Origin of the sequence: Streptomyces griseiscabiei (assembly GCF_020010925.1) — a bacterium.
Lineage (GTDB): Bacteria > Actinomycetota > Actinomycetes > Streptomycetales > Streptomycetaceae > Streptomyces > Streptomyces griseiscabiei.
Genome location: NZ_JAGJBZ010000004.1, coordinates 262,131 through 285,155 on the forward strand (window position 1 = coordinate 262,131; position 23,025 = coordinate 285,155).

The 23,025-nt window shown below is 71.1% G+C and carries 23 protein-coding genes; 7 read left to right on the top strand and 16 right to left on the bottom strand.

The features are described 5' to 3' along the window. Positions 1-31 precede the first annotated feature (31 nt). The 3 genes from pstC (at position 32) to pstB (ending at position 2,956) form a co-directional block, all read left to right on the top strand. The gene (gene pstC / locus J8M51_RS40540; protein ID WP_086758283.1) at positions 32-1,039 is read left to right on the top strand and encodes a phosphate ABC transporter permease subunit PstC; all 1,008 of its coding nucleotides are present in this window, start codon (positions 32-34) and stop codon (positions 1,037-1,039) included. Continuing rightward, on the top strand, positions 1,036-2,091 hold the full coding sequence (gene pstA, locus J8M51_RS40545; RefSeq protein WP_086758281.1) for a phosphate ABC transporter permease PstA: 1,056 nt from the start codon (positions 1,036-1,038) through the stop codon (positions 2,089-2,091). Before pstC ends, pstA begins: the two co-directional genes overlap by 4 nt. A gap of 88 nt (positions 2,092-2,179) precedes the next feature. Next, positions 2,180-2,956: a phosphate ABC transporter ATP-binding protein PstB gene (gene pstB, locus J8M51_RS40550; protein WP_086758287.1), complete on the top strand. Its 777-nt coding sequence runs from the start codon at positions 2,180-2,182 to the stop codon at positions 2,954-2,956. Between the two features lie 134 nt (positions 2,957-3,090). On the opposite strand, the gene J8M51_RS40555 is transcribed toward pstB, so the two are convergent. Further along, positions 3,091-4,089: an inorganic phosphate transporter gene (locus J8M51_RS40555; protein WP_086758279.1), complete on the bottom strand. Its 999-nt coding sequence runs from the start codon at positions 4,087-4,089 to the stop codon at positions 3,091-3,093. A 7-nt stretch (positions 4,090-4,096) separates the two neighbouring features. Next, the gene (locus J8M51_RS40560) at positions 4,097-4,717 is read right to left on the bottom strand and encodes a DUF47 domain-containing protein (protein WP_015659485.1); all 621 of its coding nucleotides are present in this window, start codon (positions 4,715-4,717) and stop codon (positions 4,097-4,099) included. Positions 4,718-4,905: 188 nt separating this feature from the next. Here J8M51_RS40560 and J8M51_RS40565 point away from each other — a divergent pair, with 188 nt between their 5' ends. Beyond that, entirely contained in the window at positions 4,906-5,280 is a 375-nt protein-coding gene (locus J8M51_RS40565) for a metal-sensitive transcriptional regulator (RefSeq protein ID WP_086758276.1), read from the top strand. Positions 5,281-5,379: 99 nt separating this feature from the next. On the opposite strand, the gene J8M51_RS40570 is transcribed toward J8M51_RS40565, so the two are convergent. Then, complete coding sequence (locus J8M51_RS40570; protein WP_086758274.1) at positions 5,380-5,565, bottom strand: hypothetical protein; 186 nt, start codon at positions 5,563-5,565, stop codon at positions 5,380-5,382. A 117-nt stretch (positions 5,566-5,682) separates the two neighbouring features. Then, positions 5,683-6,516, bottom strand: a complete 834-nt coding sequence (locus J8M51_RS40575; protein ID WP_216591829.1) for a hypothetical protein — start codon at positions 6,514-6,516, stop codon at positions 5,683-5,685. Between the two features lie 255 nt (positions 6,517-6,771). Between J8M51_RS40575 and J8M51_RS46385 the strand changes: the two genes are divergently transcribed. Next, on the top strand, positions 6,772-6,954 hold the full coding sequence (locus J8M51_RS46385) for a hypothetical protein (RefSeq protein ID WP_086764931.1): 183 nt from the start codon (positions 6,772-6,774) through the stop codon (positions 6,952-6,954). Positions 6,955-6,957: 3 nt separating this feature from the next. On the opposite strand, the gene J8M51_RS40580 is transcribed toward J8M51_RS46385, so the two are convergent. The 8 genes from J8M51_RS40580 to mshD all read right to left on the bottom strand — a co-directional run bounded on the left by J8M51_RS40580 (position 6,958) and on the right by mshD (position 15,637). After that, positions 6,958-7,380, bottom strand: a complete 423-nt coding sequence (locus tag J8M51_RS40580) for an NUDIX hydrolase (RefSeq protein ID WP_086764929.1) — start codon at positions 7,378-7,380, stop codon at positions 6,958-6,960. Beyond that, positions 7,377-8,501, bottom strand: coding sequence for a CHAD domain-containing protein (locus J8M51_RS40585; RefSeq protein WP_267299951.1), 1,125 nt, complete (start codon positions 8,499-8,501; stop codon positions 7,377-7,379). Before J8M51_RS40585 ends, J8M51_RS40580 begins: the two co-directional genes overlap by 4 nt. Then, positions 8,482-10,716, bottom strand: coding sequence for an RNA degradosome polyphosphate kinase (locus tag J8M51_RS40590; protein WP_179203315.1), 2,235 nt, complete (start codon positions 10,714-10,716; stop codon positions 8,482-8,484). The genes J8M51_RS40585 and J8M51_RS40590 overlap by 20 nt, the downstream gene beginning before the upstream one ends. Before the next feature lie 496 nt (positions 10,717-11,212). After that, positions 11,213-12,202, bottom strand: a complete 990-nt coding sequence (locus tag J8M51_RS40595) for an ABC transporter permease (protein WP_256965816.1) — start codon at positions 12,200-12,202, stop codon at positions 11,213-11,215. Further along, entirely contained in the window at positions 12,199-13,203 is a 1,005-nt protein-coding gene (locus J8M51_RS40600) for an ABC transporter permease (protein ID WP_086760219.1), read from the bottom strand. The genes J8M51_RS40595 and J8M51_RS40600 overlap by 4 nt, the downstream gene beginning before the upstream one ends. After that, the gene (locus tag J8M51_RS40605; protein ID WP_256965817.1) at positions 13,200-14,153 is read right to left on the bottom strand and encodes an ABC transporter ATP-binding protein; all 954 of its coding nucleotides are present in this window, start codon (positions 14,151-14,153) and stop codon (positions 13,200-13,202) included. Before J8M51_RS40605 ends, J8M51_RS40600 begins: the two co-directional genes overlap by 4 nt. Continuing rightward, positions 14,150-14,572, bottom strand: coding sequence for a GntR family transcriptional regulator (locus tag J8M51_RS40610; RefSeq protein WP_086760221.1), 423 nt, complete (start codon positions 14,570-14,572; stop codon positions 14,150-14,152). Before J8M51_RS40610 ends, J8M51_RS40605 begins: the two co-directional genes overlap by 4 nt. A gap of 123 nt (positions 14,573-14,695) precedes the next feature. Then, positions 14,696-15,637: a mycothiol synthase gene (gene mshD, locus J8M51_RS40615; RefSeq protein ID WP_086760223.1), complete on the bottom strand. Its 942-nt coding sequence runs from the start codon at positions 15,635-15,637 to the stop codon at positions 14,696-14,698. 304 nt (positions 15,638-15,941) lie between these two features. On the opposite strand from mshD, the gene J8M51_RS40620 reads away from it, so the two are divergent. Next, positions 15,942-17,753: a bifunctional metallophosphatase/5'-nucleotidase gene (locus tag J8M51_RS40620; protein ID WP_086760225.1), complete on the top strand. Its 1,812-nt coding sequence runs from the start codon at positions 15,942-15,944 to the stop codon at positions 17,751-17,753. Between the two features lie 72 nt (positions 17,754-17,825). On the opposite strand, the gene J8M51_RS40625 is transcribed toward J8M51_RS40620, so the two are convergent. Both J8M51_RS40625 and J8M51_RS40630 read right to left on the bottom strand, forming a co-directional pair. Beyond that, positions 17,826-18,530, bottom strand: coding sequence for a response regulator transcription factor (locus J8M51_RS40625; protein ID WP_086760227.1), 705 nt, complete (start codon positions 18,528-18,530; stop codon positions 17,826-17,828). An 85-nt stretch (positions 18,531-18,615) separates the two neighbouring features. Further along, entirely contained in the window at positions 18,616-19,365 is a 750-nt protein-coding gene (locus tag J8M51_RS40630; RefSeq protein WP_086760229.1) for a TioE family transcriptional regulator, read from the bottom strand. A 138-nt stretch (positions 19,366-19,503) separates the two neighbouring features. On the opposite strand from J8M51_RS40630, the gene J8M51_RS40635 reads away from it, so the two are divergent. Beyond that, on the top strand, positions 19,504-20,682 hold the full coding sequence (locus J8M51_RS40635) for an erythromycin esterase family protein (RefSeq protein ID WP_267299952.1): 1,179 nt from the start codon (positions 19,504-19,506) through the stop codon (positions 20,680-20,682). A 55-nt stretch (positions 20,683-20,737) separates the two neighbouring features. On the opposite strand, the gene J8M51_RS40640 is transcribed toward J8M51_RS40635, so the two are convergent. After that, on the bottom strand, positions 20,738-22,192 hold the full coding sequence (locus J8M51_RS40640) for a HAMP domain-containing sensor histidine kinase (RefSeq protein WP_216590545.1): 1,455 nt from the start codon (positions 22,190-22,192) through the stop codon (positions 20,738-20,740). Next, entirely contained in the window at positions 22,189-22,929 is a 741-nt protein-coding gene (locus tag J8M51_RS40645; RefSeq protein WP_216590544.1) for a response regulator transcription factor, read from the bottom strand. The genes J8M51_RS40640 and J8M51_RS40645 overlap by 4 nt, the downstream gene beginning before the upstream one ends. Positions 22,930-23,025: the final 96 nt, after the last annotated feature.

Below are 23,025 nucleotides of genomic sequence, written 5' to 3' on the forward strand. Positions count from 1 at the left end.
ACGACGACGGCTCCGCAGACCGGAGAACCTGATGGACATATCGACCAAAGACACTCCCGCACCCCCCACCCCACCGACTTCACCGGCCGCCGAGCACAAGGGCGCCGAACGCGGCGTCACCCGCCTCGGCGACCGGGTGTTCCTCGGCCTCTCGCGTGGATCCGGCATCTTCCTGCTGGTGCTCATGGCGGCCATCGCCGTGTTCCTCAGCTACCGTGCCGTGCTCGCGATCAGCAAGGACGAGGCCAACTTCTTCACCACCTTCGAGTGGAACCCCACCGGGGTTCCGCCGGAGTTCGGCATCGCGGTCCTCGCCTTCGGCACGATCGTCTCGTCGGTCATCGCGATGGCCATCGCGGTCCCGGTCGCGGTCGGTATCGCCCTCTTCATCACGCACTACGCCCCGCGCAGGCTGGGCGGCCCGATCGCGTACGTGATCGACCTGCTCGCCGCCGTGCCGTCCATCGTGTACGGCCTCTGGGGCATCCTGGTCCTCGTACCGCAGCTCGACGGGCTCTACGGCTGGCTGAACGACTACCTCGGCTGGACCGGCATCCTCGAATGGCAGGGCGGCGCCCCGCGTTCGATGCTCACCGTCGGCATCCTGCTCGCGATCATGATCCTGCCGATCATCACCAATGTGAGCCGTGAGGTCTTCCGGCAGGTGCCGCGGATGCACGAGGAGGCCGCGCTGGCCCTCGGCGCCACCCGCTGGGAGGTCATCCGCATGGCGGTGCTGCCCTTCGGGCGCTCCGGTGTCATCTCCGCCTCGATGCTCGGCCTCGGCCGCGCGCTCGGCGAGACCATGGCCGTGGCGATGGTCCTGTCGTCCAGCTTCGAGATCAACCTCAGCCTGCTCGACCCGGGCGGCGGCACCTTCGCCCAGAACATCGCCAGCAAGTTCAGCGAGGCGACCGAGATGGGCCGTGACGCCCTCATCGCCTCCGGTCTGGTCCTGTTCGTCATCACCCTGCTGGTCAATGGCGCGGCCCGACTGATCATCGCCCGCCGCAAGGAGTTCTCGGGGGCCAACGGATGAGCAACGCAACTCTCACCCCGAAGGGCCCGAGCACCCTGCGTGCCGCGTCCCTGCCCAAGTGGTTCGCCTGGGCGGTCGCCGCCGGGTCGGTCGCGCTGGGCCTCGGCATCAGCGCCGTGGCCGGCCTCGAAAGCTCCATCCAGTGGGCCCTGATCGCGGGTCTCCTCTTCGTCCTCGGCTCGTACGTCATTGCCGCGCGCGTCGAGGGCAAGCGGCAGGCCAAGGACCGGGTGGCGACCAGCGTCGTCTGGGTCGCGTTCCTGCTCGCGGTCCTCCCGCTGGCCTCGCTCATCTACGAGACCGTCGCGCGCGGTGTGAAGGTCCTCGACGGCTACTTCCTCACCCACTCGATGGGCGTGGTCTCCAACACCGAGCCCGGCGGCGGTATCTACCACGCCATCCTCGGCACCCTGGAGCAGGTCGGCATCGCCACCGTCATCTCCGTGCCGATCGGTGTGCTGACCGCGATCTACCTGGTCGAGTACGGCCGGGGCAAGCTCGCCCGGGCCGTCACCTTCTTCGTCGACGTCATGACGGGCATCCCGTCGATCGTCGCGGGTCTGTTCATCCTGAGCACCTGGATCCTGATCCTGGACATGGGCTACTCCGGCTTCGCCGGCGCGATGGCGCTGACGATCCTGATGCTGCCGGTCGTCGTCCGCTCCACCGAGGAGATGCTCAAGCTCGTCCCGAACGAGTTGCGCGAGGCCTCGCTGGCGCTGGGTGTGCCGAAGTGGCGGACCATCCTCAAGATCGTGCTGCCGACCGCCATCGGCGGTATCACGACGGGTGTGATGCTCGCGGTCGCCCGTATCGCCGGTGAGACCGCTCCGGTCCTGCTGCTGGTGTGGGGTTCGTCGTACATCAACGCGAACCCGTTCTCCGACCCGCAGGCCTCGCTGCCGATGTACATCTATCTGCAGTTCCAGCAGAGTGGTGGTTCCGGGGCGGCGTACGACCGTGCCTGGGCGGCGTCGCTGACGCTGATCGCCTTCATCATGATCCTGAACCTGGCGGCCCGCGGCATCGCCCGTTGGAAGGCCCCCCGATGACGAGGACAACGTGCGGCTCCGCCGCGCGGCCGGTCGCTGACGCGGCCACACAGCGACCAGTTCCCCCGCGAAAGAAGCAGTGATCGACATGGCCAAGCGAATCGACGTCAGCGGCCTCAACGCCTACTACAGCTCCTTCCGCGCCATCGAGGACATCTCGATGGCCATCGAGCCCCGTACGGTGACGGCCTTCATCGGCCCCTCGGGCTGCGGCAAGTCCACGTTCCTGCGCACCCTGAACCGGATGCACGAGGTCACGCCCGGCGGCCGCGTCGAGGGCAAGGTCATGCTCGACGACGAGAACCTGTACGGCGCCGGGGTCGACCCCGTCTCCGTACGGCGTGAGGTCGGCATGGTCTTCCAGCGGCCGAACCCGTTCCCGACGATGTCGATCTACGACAACGTGGCGGCGGGCCTGAAGCTGGTCGGCGGCAAGAAGAAGGCCGAGCTGGACGAGATCGTCGAGAAGTCCCTCAAGGGCGCGAACCTCTGGAACGAGGTCAAGGACCGCCTGAACAAGCCGGGCTCCGGTCTCTCCGGCGGCCAGCAGCAGCGGCTGTGCATCGCCCGCGCGATCGCGGTCGAGCCGAAGGTCCTGCTCATGGACGAGCCGTGCTCGGCGCTGGACCCGATCTCGACGCTCGCCATCGAGGACCTCATCGGTGAGCTGAAGGAGCGCTTCACGATCGTCATCGTGACGCACAACATGCAGCAGGCGGCGCGGGTCTCGGACCGTACGGCCTTCTTCAACCTCGCGGCGGTCGGGCAGCCCGGCAAGCTCATCGAGATCGACGACACGGAGCGGATCTTCTCCAACCCGTCCGTCCAGGCCACGGAGGACTACATCTCGGGGCGCTTCGGCTAGGCCGGCGTCTCCCAGGAACCCCTCGCGGTGCTGCATGGCGGTGCCGCCGCGAGGTAGGTAAAGGGCCCGCCCCCGGCTCCCGGGGGCGGGCCCGTCCTCGTTCGGGGCGAGCCCGGGGCGAGTGCCCCTCGGCTCTACAGGAACGCCAGGTTCACGATCCAGAAGCTCAGCGCGGCGACCAGCGCCGCGGCCGGCATCGTGATGAACCAGCCGAGGATGATGTTCTTGGCGACGCCCCAGCGGACGGCGTTGATGCGCTTGGTGGCGCCGACGCCCATGATCGCCGAGGTGATGATGTGGGTCGTGGAGATGGGGGCCTTGAAGATGAAGGCCGTGATGAACATGATCGACGCGCCGGTGGTCTCGGCGGCGAAGCCCTGCGGCGGATCGAGTTCGATGATCTTCCGGCCCAGGGTGCGCATGATGCGCCAGCCGCCCGCGTACGTGCCGAGGGAGAGCATGACCGCGCAGACGATCTTCACCCAGACCGGGATCGGGTCGCCGTAGTCCTCGACGTCCGCGATGACCAGGGCCATCACGACGATGCCCATCGTCTTCTGGGCGTCCTGCAGACCGTGGCCGAGGGCCATACCGGCCGCCGACACGGTCTGCGCGATACGGAAACCGCGCTTGGCCTTGTGCGGGTTGGCCCGGCGGAAGATCCACATGATCGCGGCCATCACCAGGTAGCCGACGACCAGGCCGACCACCGGGGAGATGAACATCGGGATGACGACCTTTTCGAGGACGCCGGACCAGTAGACCGTCGTACCGCCCGCGAGGGCCGCGCCCACCATGCCGCCGAACAGCGCGTGCGAGGAGGACGAGGGCAGGCCGAAGTACCAGGTGACCAGGTTCCAGGTGATCGCGCCGACCAGGGCCGCGAAGAGGATGCCCATCCCCTTGGAGCCCTCGGGCGTGGAGATCAGCCCCTCGCTGACCGTCTTGGCGACGCCGCTGCCGAGGAAGGCTCCGACGAGGTTCATGACGGCGGCCATGGCGAGGGCCGCGCGCGGTGTCAGGGCACGCGTCGACACCGAGGTCGCGATGGCGTTCGCGGAGTCGTGGAAGCCGTTGGTGTACGTGAAGAAGAGCGCGACCCCGATGGTCACGACCAGAGCGAAGGTGTCCATGAAGGGTTCAGGACTCCTTGACGGCGATGGTCTCCACCGTGTTCGCCACGTGCTCGAACGCGTCCGCCGCCTCCTCCAGCACATCCACGATCTGCTTGAGCTTGAGGACCTCGATGGCGTCGTACTTGCCGTTGAAGAGGTGGGCCAGGAGCTTGCGGTGGATCTGGTCCGCCTGGTTCTCCAGCCGGTTCACCTCGATCCAGTACTCGGTGAGGTTGTCCATCGTGCGGAGGTTGGGCATCGCCTCGGCCGTCAGTTCGGCGGCGCGCGCCAGCACCTCGATCTGCTGCTCGACGCCCTTGGGCAGTTCCTCCACGTTGTAGAGGACGACCAGGTCGACGGCCTCCTCCATGAAGTCCATGATGTCGTCGAGGGAGGACGCGAGGGAGTAGATGTCCTCGCGGTCGAAGGGCGTGATGAACGAGGAGTTCAACTGGTGGAAGATCGCGTGTGTGGCGTCGTCACCGGCGTGTTCAGCGGCCCGCATACGCTCTGCGATCTCGGCCCGGCCGGCGGTGTCCGCCCCGAGCAGTTCCATGAGGAGTTTCGAGCCCGTGACGATGTTGTCCGCGGATGCGGCGAACATGTCGTAGAAGCTCGTCTCCCTGGGGGTCAGACGAAAGCGCACTTGGGGTCCTCGGTATGCATGGGGTTCGGTCAGGCTGATGCTAGGCGCATCATCCGGCCACGGCTAATGGGCCGTCCCCCAGTGTCGCCCATCAGGCATATTTACCGGCAGGGGGGCCGCCCGCAGGGCGTATACCCGCGGAAGTTCGCTACCATATACCCGGTAGGGGTATATGTCTGGAGGCTGCGATGACGACGACAGGGGCCGGTGCCCACGTGCCCGCCGCCGTGGACGCCGCGGACGATGCGGGGCCGGACGTCGTGACCGACCACGACCGTGGAATCCACGGATATCACCAGGAGAAGGCCGAACATCTCAAGCGTCTGCGGCGCATCGAGGGTCAGATCCGTGGGCTGCAGCGGATGGTCGACGAGGACGTCTACTGCATCGACATACTCACCCAGGTCTCCGCCTCCACCAAGGCCCTGCAGTCCTTCGCGCTGCAGCTCCTGGAGGAGCATCTGCGGCACTGCGTCGCCGACGCGGCCGTCAAGGGCGGTGCCGAGATCGACGCGAAGGTGGAGGAGGCCACGAAGGCGATCGGGCGGCTGCTGCGGACCTGAGGGTCCGGGCCGGTGGTGACCCCCCCGTCGCGGGGGTCGTTTTTCGGCCATGTGGTGCGGTCGCCGGACACGGCTCCCGGCGCGGCCCCCCGACAGGCCCTAGCGGGGCGGTTCGTCCTCGTGGGCGTGCTCTTCCCAGACGCGGAGCACCTCGTCGATGCGGTCGGGGCTGAGGCGGTCGCCGTCGGTGGTCGAGGCCGCGATGATGAGGTCGCCGCAGAGCTCGATCTCGGCGAGGGCCACGTGATCCTGAACCGCCGTACCGCCTGCCGGAGCCACGCGCATCACCTCTTCTCCACCGTCACCGACTCCTAGGCCTGTCCTAGGGTAGGCAGCGGCCCACAGCCCGCGCATGGCACCAACGGACCATTTCCGGCCCGGTACTCCCCGGGCCGGCCGTGGCTACCCCTCGGCGATCTTTCCGGCGTAGATGTCGCCGGGCCGCGGCAGCCGTACGGCGACGGGGACGCCGAAGTCGTAGAGCAGGGTCGTCGAGGCGACGGCGACGGTGTCCTCCTGGCCGCCGTTGACGAAGCTGAAGCGGTGGCGGACCTTGCGGATGCGGCCCTCGTCGTCGAGGTAGGCGTCGAAGGGGACGCGGGCGGTGGCGAATCCCCGGGCCGCGGCGCGCAGGGCGGCCCGGTTGCCCTCGGAGGCCGCGCGCGAGGCGGTCGTGAGATCGGCGGTGCCGCGGTAGTGCCGGACCCGGACGCCGTCGACCTCGCTCTCGCCGATGTACTGCGCCGTACGCGCCCCGCGCAGCACCTCGGCCGCCGCGAACGGGTCGGTGGCGCCGCCGGTGACCAGATTGCCGTCGGAGAGGGTGCCCGTGTCGACGCGCACCCATTTGTCGGCGGGGACGCCCGCGCCCCGGTTCTTCATGAACAGGGCGCCGGGGGCGAGGAGTTCGGTGATCGGGCGGTGCTCGCTGCGGCCGGCGGGGTCGTGCGGGAGGAGCACCTTGAGCCGGCCGAGGCGGCGGCCGTAGTCGTAGACGCCCTCGCCGTGGATGGTCACCCGGGTGCCGCCGGTGGCCATCTCCATCTCCGTACGGGCCTTGGAGCTGCCCGCGCGGACGAGGGTGGGGGCGGCGCGGTGCATCAGGTCGACGGGGTCGGTGGGGAGGGAGTCGTCGTCGGTGCCGGGGCCGGTGCAGCCGTTGACGCCGGCCGCGCCGGCGATGAGTCCCGCCGCGACGAGGGCCGCGCTCGTCCTGCTGTGCCGCCGCGTCACCATCGCCTGCCGATCCGCTGCCGCTGGGTTGTGCCGGGTTGCTGTGGTCGTTTCGGATAACGACGGCCGGGGGTGGTTGTCACGCTGGGGGGCGCCTGGGAGCTCGGGGCGGTCGGTCGAGTGGCGGGTGCGGGCCGGTGGGGCTTCTCGCGCCCACGCGGCGGAGCCGCATATCGGCATAGCCCCGCGCCCCTTGAAGGGCGGGCTTCGCCCTGCCGTCAAGACGGGGCTTCCCCGATCAGGGTCGCGGTGCTTGCCCTGGGTAACGTTGTGGGTGTGGCGCATCACGACGAGCCGATACCCCCGCAGCAGCACCGCACGAGCACGGTCGAGCAGGGGCGGTTCTGTGTGGCGAGATGCAGCTGCGGGTGGCGCGGTCCGGCCAGACGGGCGCGGAGCCTGGCGCGGACGGACGCGGAGGGGCACACGGCTGCCGGGTGAGGGCTATGCGTGGCGCAGGGTCGCCAGGAAGTCGTCGATCAGTTCGCGGTCGCGGGGCTGGGTGAGGCGGTCGCGGGCGGTGGCGGGGGGCAGCCAGAGGACGCGGTCCACCTCGCGGTTGGGCGTGAAGTGGCCGTCGGTGGCCTCGGCCGCCCAGTAACTCACCTGCTTGGCGCGGCCGTTGACGAAGTAGTGGGTCGTGGGCAGCCGGGGGCCCGGCGTACAGCGGTGGCCGGTCTCCTCCTCGACCTCGCGCAGCGCGCCGGTGAGGGCGTCCTCGTCGCGCTTCAGTTTCCCCTTGGGATGCGACCAGTCGTCGTACTTCGGCCGGTGGACCAGGCAGATCTCCAGGCCCGCGCCGTCGGGCGAGCGGCGCCACAGGACGCAGCCCGCCGCCTGGACGGTCTCGTCGGTGTTCTCGGTCACGACGTGCTCACCGCCTCCTTCTGCCAGGACTGCTGGAACGCGAACCGGGATGCCTCCACTTCGTGGCGCTGGTCGGCGTGCAGGACACCGAGGGCGTAGGCCGTGGCCGGGGCGATCCGCGGGGTGCGGGCGGCGGCAGCGGCGGCGGAGGCCGCCTCGGAGGCGTCGCGGTGGCGGTTGAGGGCCTCGCCGGCCGTGAGGAGGCGTACGTCGACGGGGACGGCCTCGGGATACAGGACCTCCAGGGCGTAGCGGTGCAGGCGCAGGAGGAGGCGTACCTGGTGCCAGGGGGCGTCCTGGGGGTGGGGCGCGGTGTCCGGGGAGAGGCCGTGGATGAGGGCCTCGGCGTTGTAGGGGTGGCCGGCCGTGTGCAGGGGGAGGCCGGTGACCGCGTCGCGGAGGCGGTCGTGGGCCGCGGCGGCGAGGGGGCGCAGGTCGGCGGTGGGGGCGGTGGCGGTGAGGGGGACCTCGCTGGCGAGGACGGCGACGTTGTCGGCGACGGCGTGGAAGCGGGACGAGCCGAGGGCCTGCAGGGCCGCCGAGTGGGCCCGGGTGCGGGCGAGGGTGAGCTGGCGGTCGAGGAGGGCGCCCGCCTTCGCCGCGCCGACGGTGAGGTTGCCGCGGTCCGGGGCCGCCGCGGGGCGGGCGGCCGGGCCGGCGGGGGAGCGGGTGCCCCCGGGGGCACCCGCGGCGGCCGTGGCGCGGCTGCTCGCGGGGGCGGATGCGGTGGAGCGGGCCGGCATCGGCGTCTGGGCCGGGAAGGGTGTCGCTCCCGAGAGGCGGTTCAGGGCCGTGACCAGGCGGTCCAGGCGGGCCGCGTAGGCGTGTTCGCGGCCCAGGGTGCCCGACAGCCAGGCCAGTTCGGGGCGGAGGGACTCCGACCAGTCCGTGTCCAGGAGCGGGCGGAAGGTGTGCAGGGTGCCGCTGATGCGGCGGGCCGAGCGGCGCAGGGCCAGGGCCGCGTCGGTGGACTCCTCGGCTCCGCCGGCCGCGCCCCCACCGGTCTCCCGGTGGGTGCGCAGCGCGCGGAGGAACTCCGTGGCCTGGGCCCGCAGATAGCCGGCGACGGCATCGGCGGGTACGGCCGTGGGGTCCGTGGGGTCAAGGTGTCGCTGTGCCACGCCGGCGCCTCCGGGCGTCAATGAGCATCTCCTGGACGTTGCGCAGGGGCTGGCCGTCCGCGTCGGTGGCGTGCCGGATCCACTCGCCGTCGGGGCCGAGGTGCCAGGAGGAGGTCGTGTCGGACATACCGGTCTCCAGCAGGCGGTTGAGCGCCGCCCGGTGGGCCGGGTCGGTGATCCGGATCAGGGCCTCGATCCGGCGGTCGAGGTTGCGGTGCATCATGTCGGCGCTGCCGAACCACACCTCGGGCTCGCCGCCGTTGCCGAAGCCGAAGATCCGCGAGTGTTCGAGGAAGCGGCCGAGGACGGAGCGGACCCGGACGTTCTCCGACAGGCCGGGGACACCCGGGCGGATGGCGCATATGCCGCGCACCCACACGTCGACCGGCACACCCGCCTGCGAGGCCCGGTACAGGGCGTCGATGAGCGCCTCGTCCACGATCGAGTTGACCTTGATACGGACGTACGCGGGACGTCCGGCACGGTGGTGCTGGACCTCCTTGTTGACGCGGGCGATCAGTCCGTCGCGCAGGGACTTGGGCGCGACGAGCAGCCGGCGGTAGGTCTCGCGGCGCGAGTAGCCGGAGAGCCGGTTGAAGAGGTCGGAGAGGTCCGCGCCGACCTGCGGGTCCGAGGTGAGCACGCCGAGGTCCTCGTAGAGCCGGGCCGTCTTCGGGTGGTAGTTGCCCGTGCCGACGTGGCTGTAGCGGCGGAGGGTGTCGCCCTCCTGGCGGACCACCAGGGACAGCTTGCAGTGCGTCTTCAGACCGACCAGGCCGTAGACGACATGGCAGCCGGCCTCCTCCAGCTTGCGGGCCCACTTGATGTTGGCGTGCTCGTCGAAGCGTGCCTTGATCTCGACCAGGACGAGGACCTGCTTGCCGGCCTCGGCGGCGTCGATGAGCGCGTTGACTATGGGGGAGTCGCCGGACGTCCGGTACAGGGTCTGCTTGATCGCGAGGACGTCCGGGTCCTCGGCCGCCTGCTCCAGGAACGCCTGCACCGACGTCGAGAACGAGTCGTAGGGGTGGTGCAGCAGCACGTCCCGGCTGCGCAGGGCGGCGAAGATGTCCGGCGCGGACGCCGACTCGACCTCGGCGAGGTCGCGGTGGACGCCGGCGACGAACTTGCGGTACTTCAGCTCCGGCCGGTCCAGGGAGGCGATGCGGAAGAGGCCGGTGAGGTCCAGGGGCCCGGTCAGCGGGTAGACCTCGGACTCCTTGATCTTCAGCTCGCGCACCAGCAGGTCCAGGACCTCCTGGTTGATGTTCTCCTCGACCTCCAGGCGCACCGGAGGCCCGAAGCGGCGCCGCATCAGCTCCTTCTCCAGGGCCTGGAGGAGGTTCTCGGCGTCGTCCTCCTCGACCTCCAGGTCCTCGTTGCGGGTGACCCGGAAGGCGTGGTGCTCCAGCACCTCCATGCCCGGGAACAGCTCCTCCAGGTGGGCGCCGATCACGTCCTCCAGCGGGACGTACCGGCCCGGGGAGGCCTCCAGGAAGCGGGAGAGCAGCGGCGGGACCTTGACCCGGGCGAAGTGCGAGGTGCCCGTCACCGGGTTCTGCACGCGGACGGCCAGGTTCAGGGAGAGGCCCGAGATGTACGGGAAGGGGTGCGCCGGGTCGACGGCCAGCGGGGTCAGCACCGGGAAGATCTGGTGGCGGAAGAGCGTGAAGAGGCGGGCCTGCTCCTTCTCGGCCAGCTCGCTCCAGCGGACCAGGTGCACGCCCTCCTCGGCCAGGGCCGGGGCGACGTCCTCGTGGAAGCAGGCGGCGTGCCGGGCCATCAGCTCACGGGAGCGGGCCCAGATCATCTCCAGCACCTCGCGGGGCTGGAGGCCGGAGGCGGAGCGGGTGGCCACGCCGGTGGCGATACGGCGCTTGAGACCGGCCACGCGGACCATGAAGAACTCGTCCAGGTTGCTGGCGAAGATCGCCAGGAAGTTCGCCCGTTCGAGGAGCGGGGTGTTCGGGTCCTCGGCCAGTTCCAGGACGCGTTCGTTGAAGGCGAGCCAGCTGCGCTCCCGGTCGAGGAAACGGCCCTGCGGCAGCTTCTCGCCGTCGTACTCGTCTTCCTCGTATCCGTCGAGGTCGGCGTCGATGTCGGGTTCCAGATCGGAGACCACGGCCGACACCGTGTGCGGGCGGTGGCCCGTTATGGAGCCGACGGTCGGCTGTGCGTGCTGGACCTGGTCTGCCTGGGCGTTGGACTGGCTCATGGCCCTATTCTTCCGCGCCGCGAGCATCACCGGCGCGTCGGACAGGGCCGGTGGGAGTGCCGGGACGGGCGAGGAGGCGTTCACCGCGTCGTTCTCGGCGATGTCCGCGTCGATGCGCGCGACGACGTCCACGACGTCGGCGGGGTGGTGCGGGGTGCCGGGGACGGTCGCACGGGGGCCGTTCCCCGCGCTCTTCCCGTTGCTTGGGCCGTTGCGTGGGGGAGGCGAGGGCTCGGGCACGACGGGGTTCATTGCGGAAGCGTCGCAAGGTCGTCTGAATCGCCGGTTACGGCGACCTTACGTGCGGGATAGCGCAGGGAGGACCGCCGGTTCCGCGGAAGCACGGGGCGGGCACCGGCGCACGCCGTTCCGTCATCGCCCGCCGTTCACCTTCCGTACACCGTCGGCACGCGCCCCCGGGCGCCTCCCGAGAGGTGTTCGGCACGCCCCTCCCCCCGTAGGAAGGGCGTGCCCGTATGGGGGTGCCGGCCGGCCGTCAGCGGGTGCGGCGGCGCAGGAACCAGAAGGCGGCGGCGGTGGCGAGGACGGTGACGGCGAGGACGACGGTGGTGGCCATGAGGTGCAGGGGCCAGAAGTGGGAGGCCGGGTGCACCTCGGCGTACAGGTCGGTGAAGCCCTTCCCGCTCGTGCACCTGGTGTAGTCCAGGTCGGTGTCGGCGTCGAAGCAGCTCAGGTCGTCGACCCGGGCGCCCGAGGCGGTGACCGCGCCCAGGTCCAGCTGGTCCGCGCTCATCGGCAGCCGGGCGGCGTCGGCACCGGTGAGCGTCGTGGCCGGCCACAGCCGGGGGAACAGGTCATCGAGCATCAGATGGAACCAGACCATGAAGCCGAGGGCCACGGCGAGCGCCGGCAGCGCCCGCTTCAGGGCGAGGCCCGCCAGGGCGCCCACCGCCAGCGCGCACAGGGCGTACGCCACGAGCAGGGGGCCGCGGTTCACCATCGGGTCGGGGTAGTACCACTCGTCGCCCATGACGCTCCGGTCCGCTCCCCAGGCGGAGCGGTAGAGCAGGACCAGCACGGTGGTGCAGGGGATGAGCACCGCGGCGGGCACCGCCAGTCTGACCACGAGCCACCGGGTCGGGGTGACCGACTGGGTCCAGGCCAGCCGGGCCGTGCCCCGCTCCAGCTCGCGGCCGGTCAGGGAGGCCCCCGCCCAGGCGGCCACGCCGTAGCAGAGGTAGGAGACGAGCGTGCCGATCATGCTCATGCTCGTGCCGTACGACATCGCGGACTCGATGTCGACGCATCCGCCCTGCCGCTGGCACGAGGCGCTCTCCCGCCGGACCCCGTCCAGGGCGACGACCCGCAGCCAGAGCATCCAGCCCGCCATGGCCAGCACGTACGCGCCCCACACCAGCAGGGCCGCGCGGTGCGGGCGCAGCACGGTCCAGACCTCGCCCCGCAGGCGCGACCCGCCACGGGGAGCGGGGGCCCCGGTGGGAGCGGGGGTGGTCATGGCGCTCATCCGGCACCTCCCGTGAGCCGGCGCAGCACCCGGAACGCGGTCCACACCAGCAGGGCCGTGGCGGTGAGGACGATGGCGGTCTCGACGAGCTGGAGGGGCCAGAAGTGGGAGGAGGGGTGGAAGTCGGCGTAGTAGGAGACGGCGTCGGTGCTGCCGCAGGACTCGTCCGTGCAGTTCAGGTCCGAGACGCGCTCTCCGGTCGCGGTGATGAAGCCGCGGTCGACCAGCTCGCCCGTCCAGTCCCGTTCCGCGGTCCTGGAGACGAGGGTGTCGGCCGGCCACAGCAGATGACGGTTGGTCTGGAGTGCCCCGGCCAGGACGACGGTGCCCACCAGGCCGGCGCCGAGGGCGGGGAGCGAGCGGCGCAGCAGCAGTCCGGCGACGACACCGACCGCGAGGCCCAGCAGGGCGTAGGCCGTGGCGAGGGTGCCGTGGCCCGTGAAGGTGGCGGAATCGAACCAGTCCCGGGTTCCGTACACGTCCCGCAGCCGCTCCTCCCGCCACCACACCAGGCGGTTCAGCAGGGTCAGCGGGACCGTCCCCATGACGATCAGGGCGGCCGGGAGCGCGAGCTTGACGGCGAGCCAGCGGACCGGGGTGACGGACTGGGTCCAGGCCAGCCTCGCCGTGCCGCTCTCCAGCTCGCGGGCGATCAGGGCGCCGCCCGCCCAGGCGCCGATCAGGGCGGGGGTGACGGCGAGGAGGGCGATGCCGAGGTCGACCACCATGTCGTACTGGTCGTACGCGGCGGCCAGCTCGCAGTGGTCGGTCTTCGCGCAGCCCCTCCGCACGGACTCGGTCCAGGCCGCGTCCACCAACGGTCCGGCGGCCCACAGCAGTCCGGCGGCGGTGAGGCCCACCAGCAGTCCCCAGAACCACAGCGCGGACCGGTGCACGCGGAGCGTGGCCCGGATCAGGCCCCGGGTCGGGGACATGGCCGGGGCGGGGGCCGGGTCCCCGGCGGGGGCGGTCCCGACCGTCTCGGTGATGGTGGTGCTCATACGGCTGCCCCTTGCGTCCCGGTGCCGTTCGTCTCGGCCGCGAGGGCACCCGCGTCCGCGTCGTCGTCCCCGTCGTGGTCCGTGTCCTCGATGGTGAGGGCCGGGGCCTGCGGTGCCCTCAGATGGGCGAGGACCAGTTCCTCCAGGGTGGGTTCGGCGGGGCGCAGGCCGGGGTCGACGGGGCCGCGCGGGCGGATCAGCGCGGTGAGCTGACGCCCCGTCGTGCGGGACTCGACGACCGTGTGCGGGGCGAGATCGCCGACCGGGCCGGTGACCAGGGTGTGCGCGGCGAGGATCTCGTCCAGCGGGCCCGCGAGGCGTACGCGCCCGGCGCCCAGCAGGAACAAGTGGTCGCAGGAGCCCTCCAGTTCGGCCACCACGTGCGAGGACATGACAACCGTGGTGCCGTGCTCGGCGGCGTCCGCGAGCAGCGTGCCCATCAGCTGGTGCCGGGCGAGCGGGTCGAGGTCGGCCATCGGCTCGTCCAGGAGCAGCAGTTCGGGCCGCTTGCCGAGGGCGAAGGCGAGTGCGACGCGGGTGCGCTGCCCGCCGGAGAGGGAGCGGATCTTGGCGTCGCGGTCCAGGCCGCCCTCGTCCACCACCCGCCCGGCGACGGCCGCGTCCCAGCGCCCGGGGTTCAGCTCATGGCCCAGCCGCAGGGTCTCGGCGACGGTCAGGTGCGGGTACAGGGGCTTGTCCTGGGCGACGTACGCGACGCGCTCGCGGGCCGCGGCCGGGGTCGTCCCCAGCACGTCGATCGTGCCCTCGGTGGGGGCGAGCAGCCCGGCCGCGTGGGCCAGGAGCGTCGACTTGCCCGCGCCGTTCGGCCCGACGACCGCGCACACCCGTCCCTTCGGCAGCCGCAGCGTGCAGTCGCGCAGCGCCCAGCTCCCCCGCCGCCACCCGAACCTCTTGCCGAGCGCGGCCGCCTCCATAGCGGTCCCGGTCATGCCTCGTCCCCCTGATCTTTCCCGTTCAGCCGGTCCGGCTGGTCCTTCGTGAAGTGCTCGTCCAGGACGGAGGTGAAGAGGGCCTCCACATCGTCCCGTTCGAGTCCGGTCGCACGGGCCCGCACGGCCCACGCGCCCAGTTCGGCCCGTAGCGGGGAGTCGACGGGCGTGGCGCCCAGCGACTTCCGTACGAACGTGCCGAGGCCGCGGCGGGCCTCGACCAGGCCTTCGCGCTCCAGCTCGCGGTAGGCCTTCAACACCGTGTTCGGGTTGATCGCGGTGGCCTCCACGACCTCGCGGGCCGTGGGGAGCTTGTCCCCGGGCTCCAACAGGCCGAGCCGCAGGGCCTGTTTGGTCTGCTGCACGATCTGCACATAGGTGGCGACACCGCTGCGCCGGTCGATGCGGTACTCGACCACTGGGACAACCACCCTTTCACTAATTAAGTAGTGAAAGGGTGGTGCAAGAGAGGGGGCGGTGTCAACAGCACCGCCCCCAGTCTGTGGAAAACCCGGGTCCAGCTCGTCACGAACCAGGACGCGTCAGGTCTCGCTGCGGTACATCAGGTCCGTCTCGTACGTCACGAAGCCGAGGCGTTCGTAGACCGTGACCGCCGCCTTGTTGTCCGCGTCGACGTAGAGCATCGCGGTGGGCAGGCCCTGGGCGGCGAGGTGGCGCAGGCCGATCGTGGTGAGGGCCTTGCCGAGGCCGCCGCCCTGGGCGCCGGGTCGGACGCCGACGACGTACACCTCGCCGAGCTGCTCGGCGGCGTGTGCCTTCGTCCAGTGGAAGCCGACCAGTTCCTCGCCCCGGTGGGCCAGGAAGAAGCCCGCCGGGTCGAACCAGGGTTCGGCCTTGCGGTCGTCCAGGTCGCGCTGGGCGAGGGAGCCCTGCTCGGGATGGTGGGCGAACGCCTCCGCGTTCGCGGCGAGCCAGGCCGCGTCGTCCTCGCCGGGGACGAAGGCGCGCACGGTGACGCCGTCGGGGAGCACCGGCTCGGGCGGGTCGAAATCGGCCAGGGAGCGGCGCATCTGGCGGAGTTCCCGGAACAGGGTGAGGCCGAGGACCTGGGCGAGGTGGCGCGCCGCGGAGTGACCGCCGTGCGCCCAGACCCGCAGCCGTTTGCCGGACTCGGCGAGCAGGGCGGAGCCCAGGGCCCGGCCGTGGCCGTGGCCCCGGTGGGAGGGGTGCACCACCAGCTCGGCGGCGGGCGCCTCGATGGGGTCGGTGTCCTCCAGCTGGGCGTAGCCGACGAGGGTGTTGCCGACGGTGAGCAGGAGGTGGGCCACGCCTTCGCGGGGGCCGCCGCGGAGTTGCAGGCGGCCCTGCTCGGACACCGCCTGCTGCCCGTCGACCTGGGCGGCCTCGTCGAGGAGGGCGAGGACGGCGGCCCTCTGGTCGGGGGTGAGTTCCAGGCGGGTTTCGATACTGCGAGCCGCTGCGCCTGCCGCTGCGCTCGGTCGGGCGGTGTCGTCGCTGGTCATGGGTTCGAGGTTAACCGGGGGTGCCGGGAAGGGGTGCCTATGAGCTCGGTCGGTTCCGTGGTCGTTGCGGGTGCGGCTTGAATGTGGCTGGTCGCGCCCCGCGGCGGAGCCGCAGATGTCACAGCCCCGCGCCCCTTCGGGCGCGCTGTTCGCCCCCTTTCGTCATCAGTCCTCCTTGATGGCAACCAGGTCGTAACCATGAACCCCCTGTCGCGCTACGCGCGTTGACCCTACGCTTCGGGCCGACGGGGACTGTTCTTACGTTTCTCTCGTTCTCTTACTCCTCATGTACCCAGGGGGGCACATGTCAGCCACACCCCAGGAGCGCCGGCGCAGAAGCCGTCGCAATCGGATCCTCGCCGCCGCGGCCGGCCTGGCGACCGTCGGGGCGCTGGCCGCCGCGATCCCGGCGAGTGCCGGTGAGGCGCCGTCGCAGAAGCCCGGCAAGAACAAGCCGCGCTACCAGGACGTGCAACTGCTGTCCTTCAACGACCTGCACGGCAACCTGGAGCCGCCGGCCGGTTCCTCGGGCCGGGTGACCGAGCAGCACGCGGACGGTACGACCACCACGATCAACGCCGGTGGTGTCGAGTACCTGGCCACGCACCTGCGGGACGCCCGCAAGACCAACCCGAAGTTCTCGATCACCGCCGCCGCCGGTGACATGGTCGGTGCCTCCCCGCTGATCTCGGGCCTGTTCCACGACGAGCCCACCATCGAGGCGCTCAACGGTCTCGACCTCGACGTCACGAGCGTCGGCAACCACGAGTTCGACGAGGGCGCCAAGGAACTGCGCCGCCTGCAGAAGGGCGGCTGCCACAAGGTCGACGGCTGCTACGTCGACGGCAAGAAGTTCAAGGGCGCCGACTTCCCGTACCTTGCGGCGAACGTCATCGAGGAGAAGACCGGCAAGCCGCTCCTGAAGCCCTACTGGACGTGGAAGAAGAACGGCGTCAAGATCGGCTTCATCGGTGTGACGCTGGAGGACACCCCGGGCGTCGTCTCCGCCGAGGGCGTCAAGGGCCTCAAGTTCAAGGACGAGGTCGAGACGATCAACAAGTACGCCAAGGAGCTGGAGAGCCAGGGCGTCAAGTCGGTCGTCGCGCTGATCCACGAGGGCGGCCTCCCCGCCTCCCAGTCGTACAACTACGACTGCGACTCGCCCGGCGCCGGTGACGGCATCTCCGGTCCGATCGTCGACATCGCCAAGAACATCACGCCGAAGGTCGACGCCGTCGTCACCGGCCACACGCACGCCGCGTACGCCTGCACGATCAACGACCCGGCGGGCAAGCCGCGCATGGTCACCTCGGCCGCGTCCTTCGGCCGTCTCTACACGGACACGACGCTGACGTACGACCGTCAGACCGGCGACATCGCCCGTACGGCCGTGAAGTCCGCGAACCACGTGGTCACCCGGACCGTCCCGAAGGCCGCCGACATGACGGCCCTCATCAGCAAGTGGAACACCCTCGCCGCCCCCATCGGCAACCGCACCATCGGCTACATATCCGCCGATGTGCCCAACGTCGGCACCGAGACCCCGATGGGCGACCTCATCGCCGACGCGCAGTACTGGTACGGCAAGACGCTCGACCCCGAGGTCGACCTCGCGCTGATGAACCCCGGCGGTGTGCGCGCGCCGCTCACCTACGCGGCCAAGGGCACCGAGGGCGACGGCGTGGTCACCTACGCCGAGGGCTTCACCGTCCAGCCGTTCTCCAACACGGTCAACCTGCAGGACTTCACGGGTGCCCAGATCATCCAGGTCCTCAAGGAGCAGGTGAGCGGGTCGAACACCGCCGCTCCGAAGGTGCTGCTGCCGTCGTCCGGCCTGACGTACACGCTGGACCTCACGAAGGCCGGCGCGGACCGCGTCGTCGTCGGCACCATCAAGCTCAACGGCGTCGCCATCGACCCGGCCGCCACCTACCGTGTCGCCACCAACAGCTTCCTCGCGGGCGGCGGCGACGGCTACCCGACGCTGGGCCAGGGCACGAACGACCTGGTCGGCACGGACGACCTCACCGCTCTCGAGCAGTACCTGCTGGCCAACTCCTCGGCCACCAGCCCGATCGCGCCGCCGGCCGCCAACCGGATCACGATCATCAACTAGCGGTTTCCGGCCTTCGGCTACCGAGTCCCCCGCGCCCCTCCCGTTTCTCACGGGGCGCGGGTGACTCGTTTTTCATGTCCCCCTCAGCGCGTACCCGAGGCCCCGGACCGTGTGGATGATGCGGGGCTCGCCGCGGCCCTCCAGTTTGCGGCGGAGGTACATGACGTAGACGTCGAGGGTGTTGGAGGCGGGGGCGGGCTCGAAGCCCCAGACCTCCTGGAAGATACGGGCGCGGCTGTGCACCTTGACCGGGTGGCGGAGAAGGTATTCGAGCAGGGCGTACTCGGTGCGGGTGAGGGCGAGGGGGCGCTCGGCGCGGGTGACGGCCCGGGTGCCGAGGTCCATGACGACACCGGCGTAGGAGAGCCGGTCCACGGGGAGCCGGGGGACGGCCCTGGCGGACGACCGGCCCCGGCGCAGCAACGCCCTGACCCGGGCCAGGAGTTCCTCGGGGGCGAAGGGCTTGGCGAGGTAGTCGTCGGCGCCGTTGTCGAGGGCGACGATACGGTCGCCGACCGCGTCCCGGCCGGTGATCATCATGATCGGCACGGTGCAGCCGGAGGCCCGGATCCGGCGGGTCGCGGCCAGCCCGTCGAGCCCCGGCATGGTGACGTCCATCAGCACCAGATCCGGCCCACCGCCGGGCGCCCCCAGCACGTCGAGGGCCACGAGCCCGTTCCCGGCGAGCACGGTCTCGTACCCCTCGAACCTCAGCAGCCGCCCGATCCCCTCACGTACGGCCTCGTCGTCGTCGACCAGCAGAATCTTCCGCACCATCCCCACAAGGTGAGGGCGGGCACTGTGGCTGGTCTTGGAGAGGGGTGTGGGCGGGCTGGGGAGGCGACGCCCGGCCCACGGGGGCCTACCCGCACGGGGCACGCAGGGCGAGGTAGCGGCTGAGGTGGGAGGCCGCGTCGAGCATGGCGAGGCCCCGCGCGGCGAGCTTGCGCCGCCAGTCGTCCAGCGCGGCGGAGAGGGCCTCGGTGCCGCCCGCCGTACGGATCTGGCGCACCACGGAGACGATGTGGTCCAGGGGGTGGCCGCCGCGCCGGAGGAGGTGGGCGAGTTCGGCGTCGCGGACGTCGGCCGGGCGGTAGAGGCGGTAGCCGGTGAGGGGGTCCCGGGCGGGGGCGAGGATGCCGGTGTCCTCCCAGGTGCGCAGGGTGGCGGGGGTGACGCCGAGACGGTGGGCGAGGTCGCCGATGGTGAGGGGACCGCCGTGCGGATCCGCCCTCACCGGCGGCTCGGCGTCCGCCGTCAGCCGGTCCACCGCGTCGCGCACCGCGTCGAGGGTCTCCCGGTCGCGGAGCAACTGGCCGTGCCCACGGTCGATCAGCGTCAGGGCGCGGTCGAGGGCGCCTTCGTGGAGGCCGTCCTCGTGGAGGGCGTCTTCGTGGAGGGCGCGCATGATCCGGCCCGCCGTCGCGTGGCCGTACGCCGGGACGAGGGCGAGGAAGGCGCGGAGGGCCGCCGCGTGCGCCTCGGTGTAGATCCGGTAGCCGCTGCGCGTCCGTTCGGCGACCGGGAGGAACCCGTCGCGCTCGTAGTTGCGGACCGCCTGGGCCGAGAGGCCGTGCGCACGGGCGAGGTCCGAGGGCCGCATGCCCGACATGCTCATGTGCTCATCACCGCTGTGGTCATCACCGCTGTGCTCATCACCACTTTGAGACTTTACGCGACCGCATGCCAGCCCATCCCCCATGAGTCTCGACAACCCTCAACCGAATCTTCAAGGATACGATCGAGGCTCATGAGTCAGGACATTCGAGACCTCGTGACCCCTTCCTGCGATCTGCTGGCCCTCGGTGAGCCGACCCATCTGGAACCGGCCCTCGGGCACGTCCGCAACGAGTTGTTCGCCCGGCTCGTCGAGGGGAGCGGCTTCCGTTCGATCGCTCTCGAAACCGACCGCGTCCCCGCGCTCGCCGTGAACGGCCACGTCCAGGACGGCACCGGGGACCCCGACGAGGTGATGCGTACGGGCATCGCGTTCGGCCGGGGCGAACTGGCCCCCAACCGGCAGCTGATCACCTGGATGCGCGAGTACAACCGCACCCGCCCGCCGCGGGACCGGCTCGCTCTCCACGGCATCGACGCCGAGATGGAGAACATGAGCGCGCCCGGCCCCCTGCGCTACCTCGAACAGGCCCGCGTCTATCTGTCCCGGGAGGCCGGCGGGCCCCCCGCCCTCGCCCTCACGTCCGTGAGCGCGGCGGAACTCGCGGCCCTCGCGGGCGACGAGGAGCGGTGGAGCCGTACGGAGGCGGTCATGGACGCGGCCGAGTCGATCGGCGCCACTCCGGAGGCACGGAAGCTCCGCTGTCTCGCGGACGACATGCTCACCGAGTTGCTCGCCCGCGCGCCGGAGCTGATCGCGGCGACGTCCCGCGCCGAGTGGTACCGGGCGAAGACCCACCTCACGGCCGGTCTGGGGCTCCTGCGCTACCACGCGCAACTGGCGCGCCCGGCCGCGGAGGCGGTCCGGATATCCCGGATGCTCGCCACCCGGGACGCCCTCATGGCCGAGAACCTCCTCGACATCCGCGCCGCCGAGGCCGGCCGCGGTCCGACCCTGGTCGTTGCGCACAACATCCACCTCCAGCGCGGCCCCAGCCATATGCGCATGCGCGGCCTGGACCTCCACTGGTACGGCGCCGGCGCCGTCCTCGGCCCCCTGGTCGGCGAGCGGTACGTCTTCGTCGCGGGCAGCCTGGGCCGCAGCGAGGCACTGGGCCTCCCGGACCCGGCCCCGGACACCTACGAGGCCACCATGCCGCGCGAACCCGCCTGGACCCTGACCCCGGCCCCCGATCCCCCCACCGCCCGCACCCGCACCCACCCCACCACCGAGGACCTGCGGTACGTCCCGCTGGACGAGGCGACGCTGACGGGGGCGGACGGGGTGTTGCATGTGAACGCGGGGGACTAGGGCCCTTCTGATGGATCTCCGCGGCGTCGCGGGCTCGGGAGGCCCCTCCCGTCCTCTACGGACACTCCGGCGGAGGTGTGGTCGCCCCCGGGATCCGTACCGTCGCCAGCGTGCCGCCGCCGTCCGCGCGGGACAAGGACACCTCGCCGCCCGCCTGTTCGACCGTGCGGGCCACGATGGACAGGCCCAGGCCGGAGCCGGGGAGGGCCCGCGCGCTGGGGGAGCGCCAGAAGCGGTCGAAGACGTGGGGGAGTTCGTCGGCGGGGATGCCGGGGCCGTGGTCGCGGACGGTGAGGACGCCGTCGGCCAGGGCGACCTCGATCGTGCCGCCCTCGGGGCTGAACTTCACCGCGTTGTCGAGGATGTTGACGATGGCCCGCTCCAGGGCCGAGGGCTCGGAGCGTACGAACCAGGGCCCCAGGTCCGCCGCGATCGTCAGCTCGGGGCCGCGCAGCCGGGCCCGGCGCAGGGCCGCCTCCACGGTCTCCTGGAAGTCGACCGTCTGGAGGTGGCGGCCCCCCTGCTGGCCCGACTCCGAGCGCGACAGCTCCTGCAAGTCGCCTATCAGCGAGGCCAGTTCGGTCATCTGGGCCTTCACCGAGGCGAGCAGTGCCTTGCGGTCCTCCGCCGGGATCGGGCGGCCCGTCTCCTCGCTGCGGGTGAGGAGTTCGATGTTCGTACGGAGGGAGGTGAGGGGGGTGCGGAGCTCGTGACCGGCGTCCGCGATCAGCTGCTGCTGCAGTTCGCGGGAGCTGGCGAGCGCGCCCGTCATCGAGTTGAAGGAGCGGGAGAGACGCGCGATCTCGTCGTCGCTCTCCTCCTCCACGGGGATACGGATGCCCAGATCCTCCGTGCGCGCCACGTGTTCGACCGCTTCCGTGAGCCTGTCGACGGGGCGCAGGCCCGCACGGGCCACCGCCAGACCGGCCGCGCCGGCGCCGACGACTCCGATGCCGGAGACGAGGAGGAGGATGAGGGCGAGGTCGTTCAGGGTGGACTGGGTGCCCTTGAGGGGGAGGGCGACGAGGAGTGCCGCGTTGGACCTCTGCCCCGTGCGTTGGTCGGCGAAGGACACCGGCTGGACCTTGACCCGTACGTCGTTGCCGTCCGTGTCGACGCCGTTGTGGTAGATGGCCTCCTCGGTGCGGCCGGAGGCCGTGGCGACGTTCTTGTCGGTCTCGGTGACCTTGACCGTACCGGCGGAGAACTCGACCACACAGGCCGTGCCGTCCTCCAGAACCACCTGGAAATACGTGTTCTGGCCGAAGTGGTTGTTCTGCTGGGACTCCTGCGCGCAGGTCTCGATCGCCAGGGCGGCCTGGTCGTCGAGCGCCGGCATGCCCATCGCCTTGTCGAGGTCGCCGTCCAACTGGTCGTACAGCTTCCCCTGCACGATGAACCAGCACGTCACCGACACCGCCGCCACCGCGAACGCCACCGCCGCCGCGACCAGCATCGACAGCCGGGCCCGGATGGGGAGGGAGCGGTAGTGGCTCAGGAGTTTCCTCACTCCGCGCCGCCCTGCCGCAGGACGTATCCGACACCCCGCACGGTGTGCACGAGCCGTGGCTCGCCGCCCGCCTCGGTCTTGCGGCGCAGATACATGACGTAGACGTCCAGGGAGTTGGAGGACGGCTCGAAGTCGAAGCCCCAGACCGCCTTGAGGATCTGCTCACGCGTGAGGACCTGGCGCGGGTGCGCCATGAACATCTCCAGCAGCGTGAACTCCGTACGCGTCAGCTCCACCGGCCGCCCGCCCCGGGTGACCTCGCGCGTCGCCAGGTCCATCCGCAGGTCCGCGAAGGTGAGCGCCTCGTCCGCCTCGGCGGTGTCGGCCGCGGCCGCCGCGTACGTGCTGCGGCGCAGCAGCGCGCGGACGCGGGCGAAGAGCTCGTCCAGCTCGAAGGGCTTGACCAGGTAGTCGTCCGCGCCCGCGTCGAGGCCGGTGACCCGGTCGCCGACCGTGTCGCGGGCCGTGAGCATCAGGATCGGGGTCGTGTCGCCCGCGCCGCGGATCCGGCGGGCTGCCGTCAGCCCGTCCATCCGCGGCATCTGGACGTCGAGGATCACCAGGTCCGGCCGGTACGCGGTCGCCTTCTCCAGCGCGTCCGCGCCGTCGACGGCGACCTCGGTGCCGTAGCCCTCGAAGGCGAGGCTGCGCTTGAGCGCGTCGCGCACCGCCGGCTCGTCGTCGACGATGAGGATGCGCTGGGGTTCGGGGGCGCGGGTGCCTTCGGCGGAGCTCATGTGGTCTTCGTTCCTCGGAAGCGGTGGATTACGGGGCCGGGGCGCCGTGGGGTTCTCGTGCGTTGCCCGGTGCGGGTCCGGTGGGGCTTCTCGCGC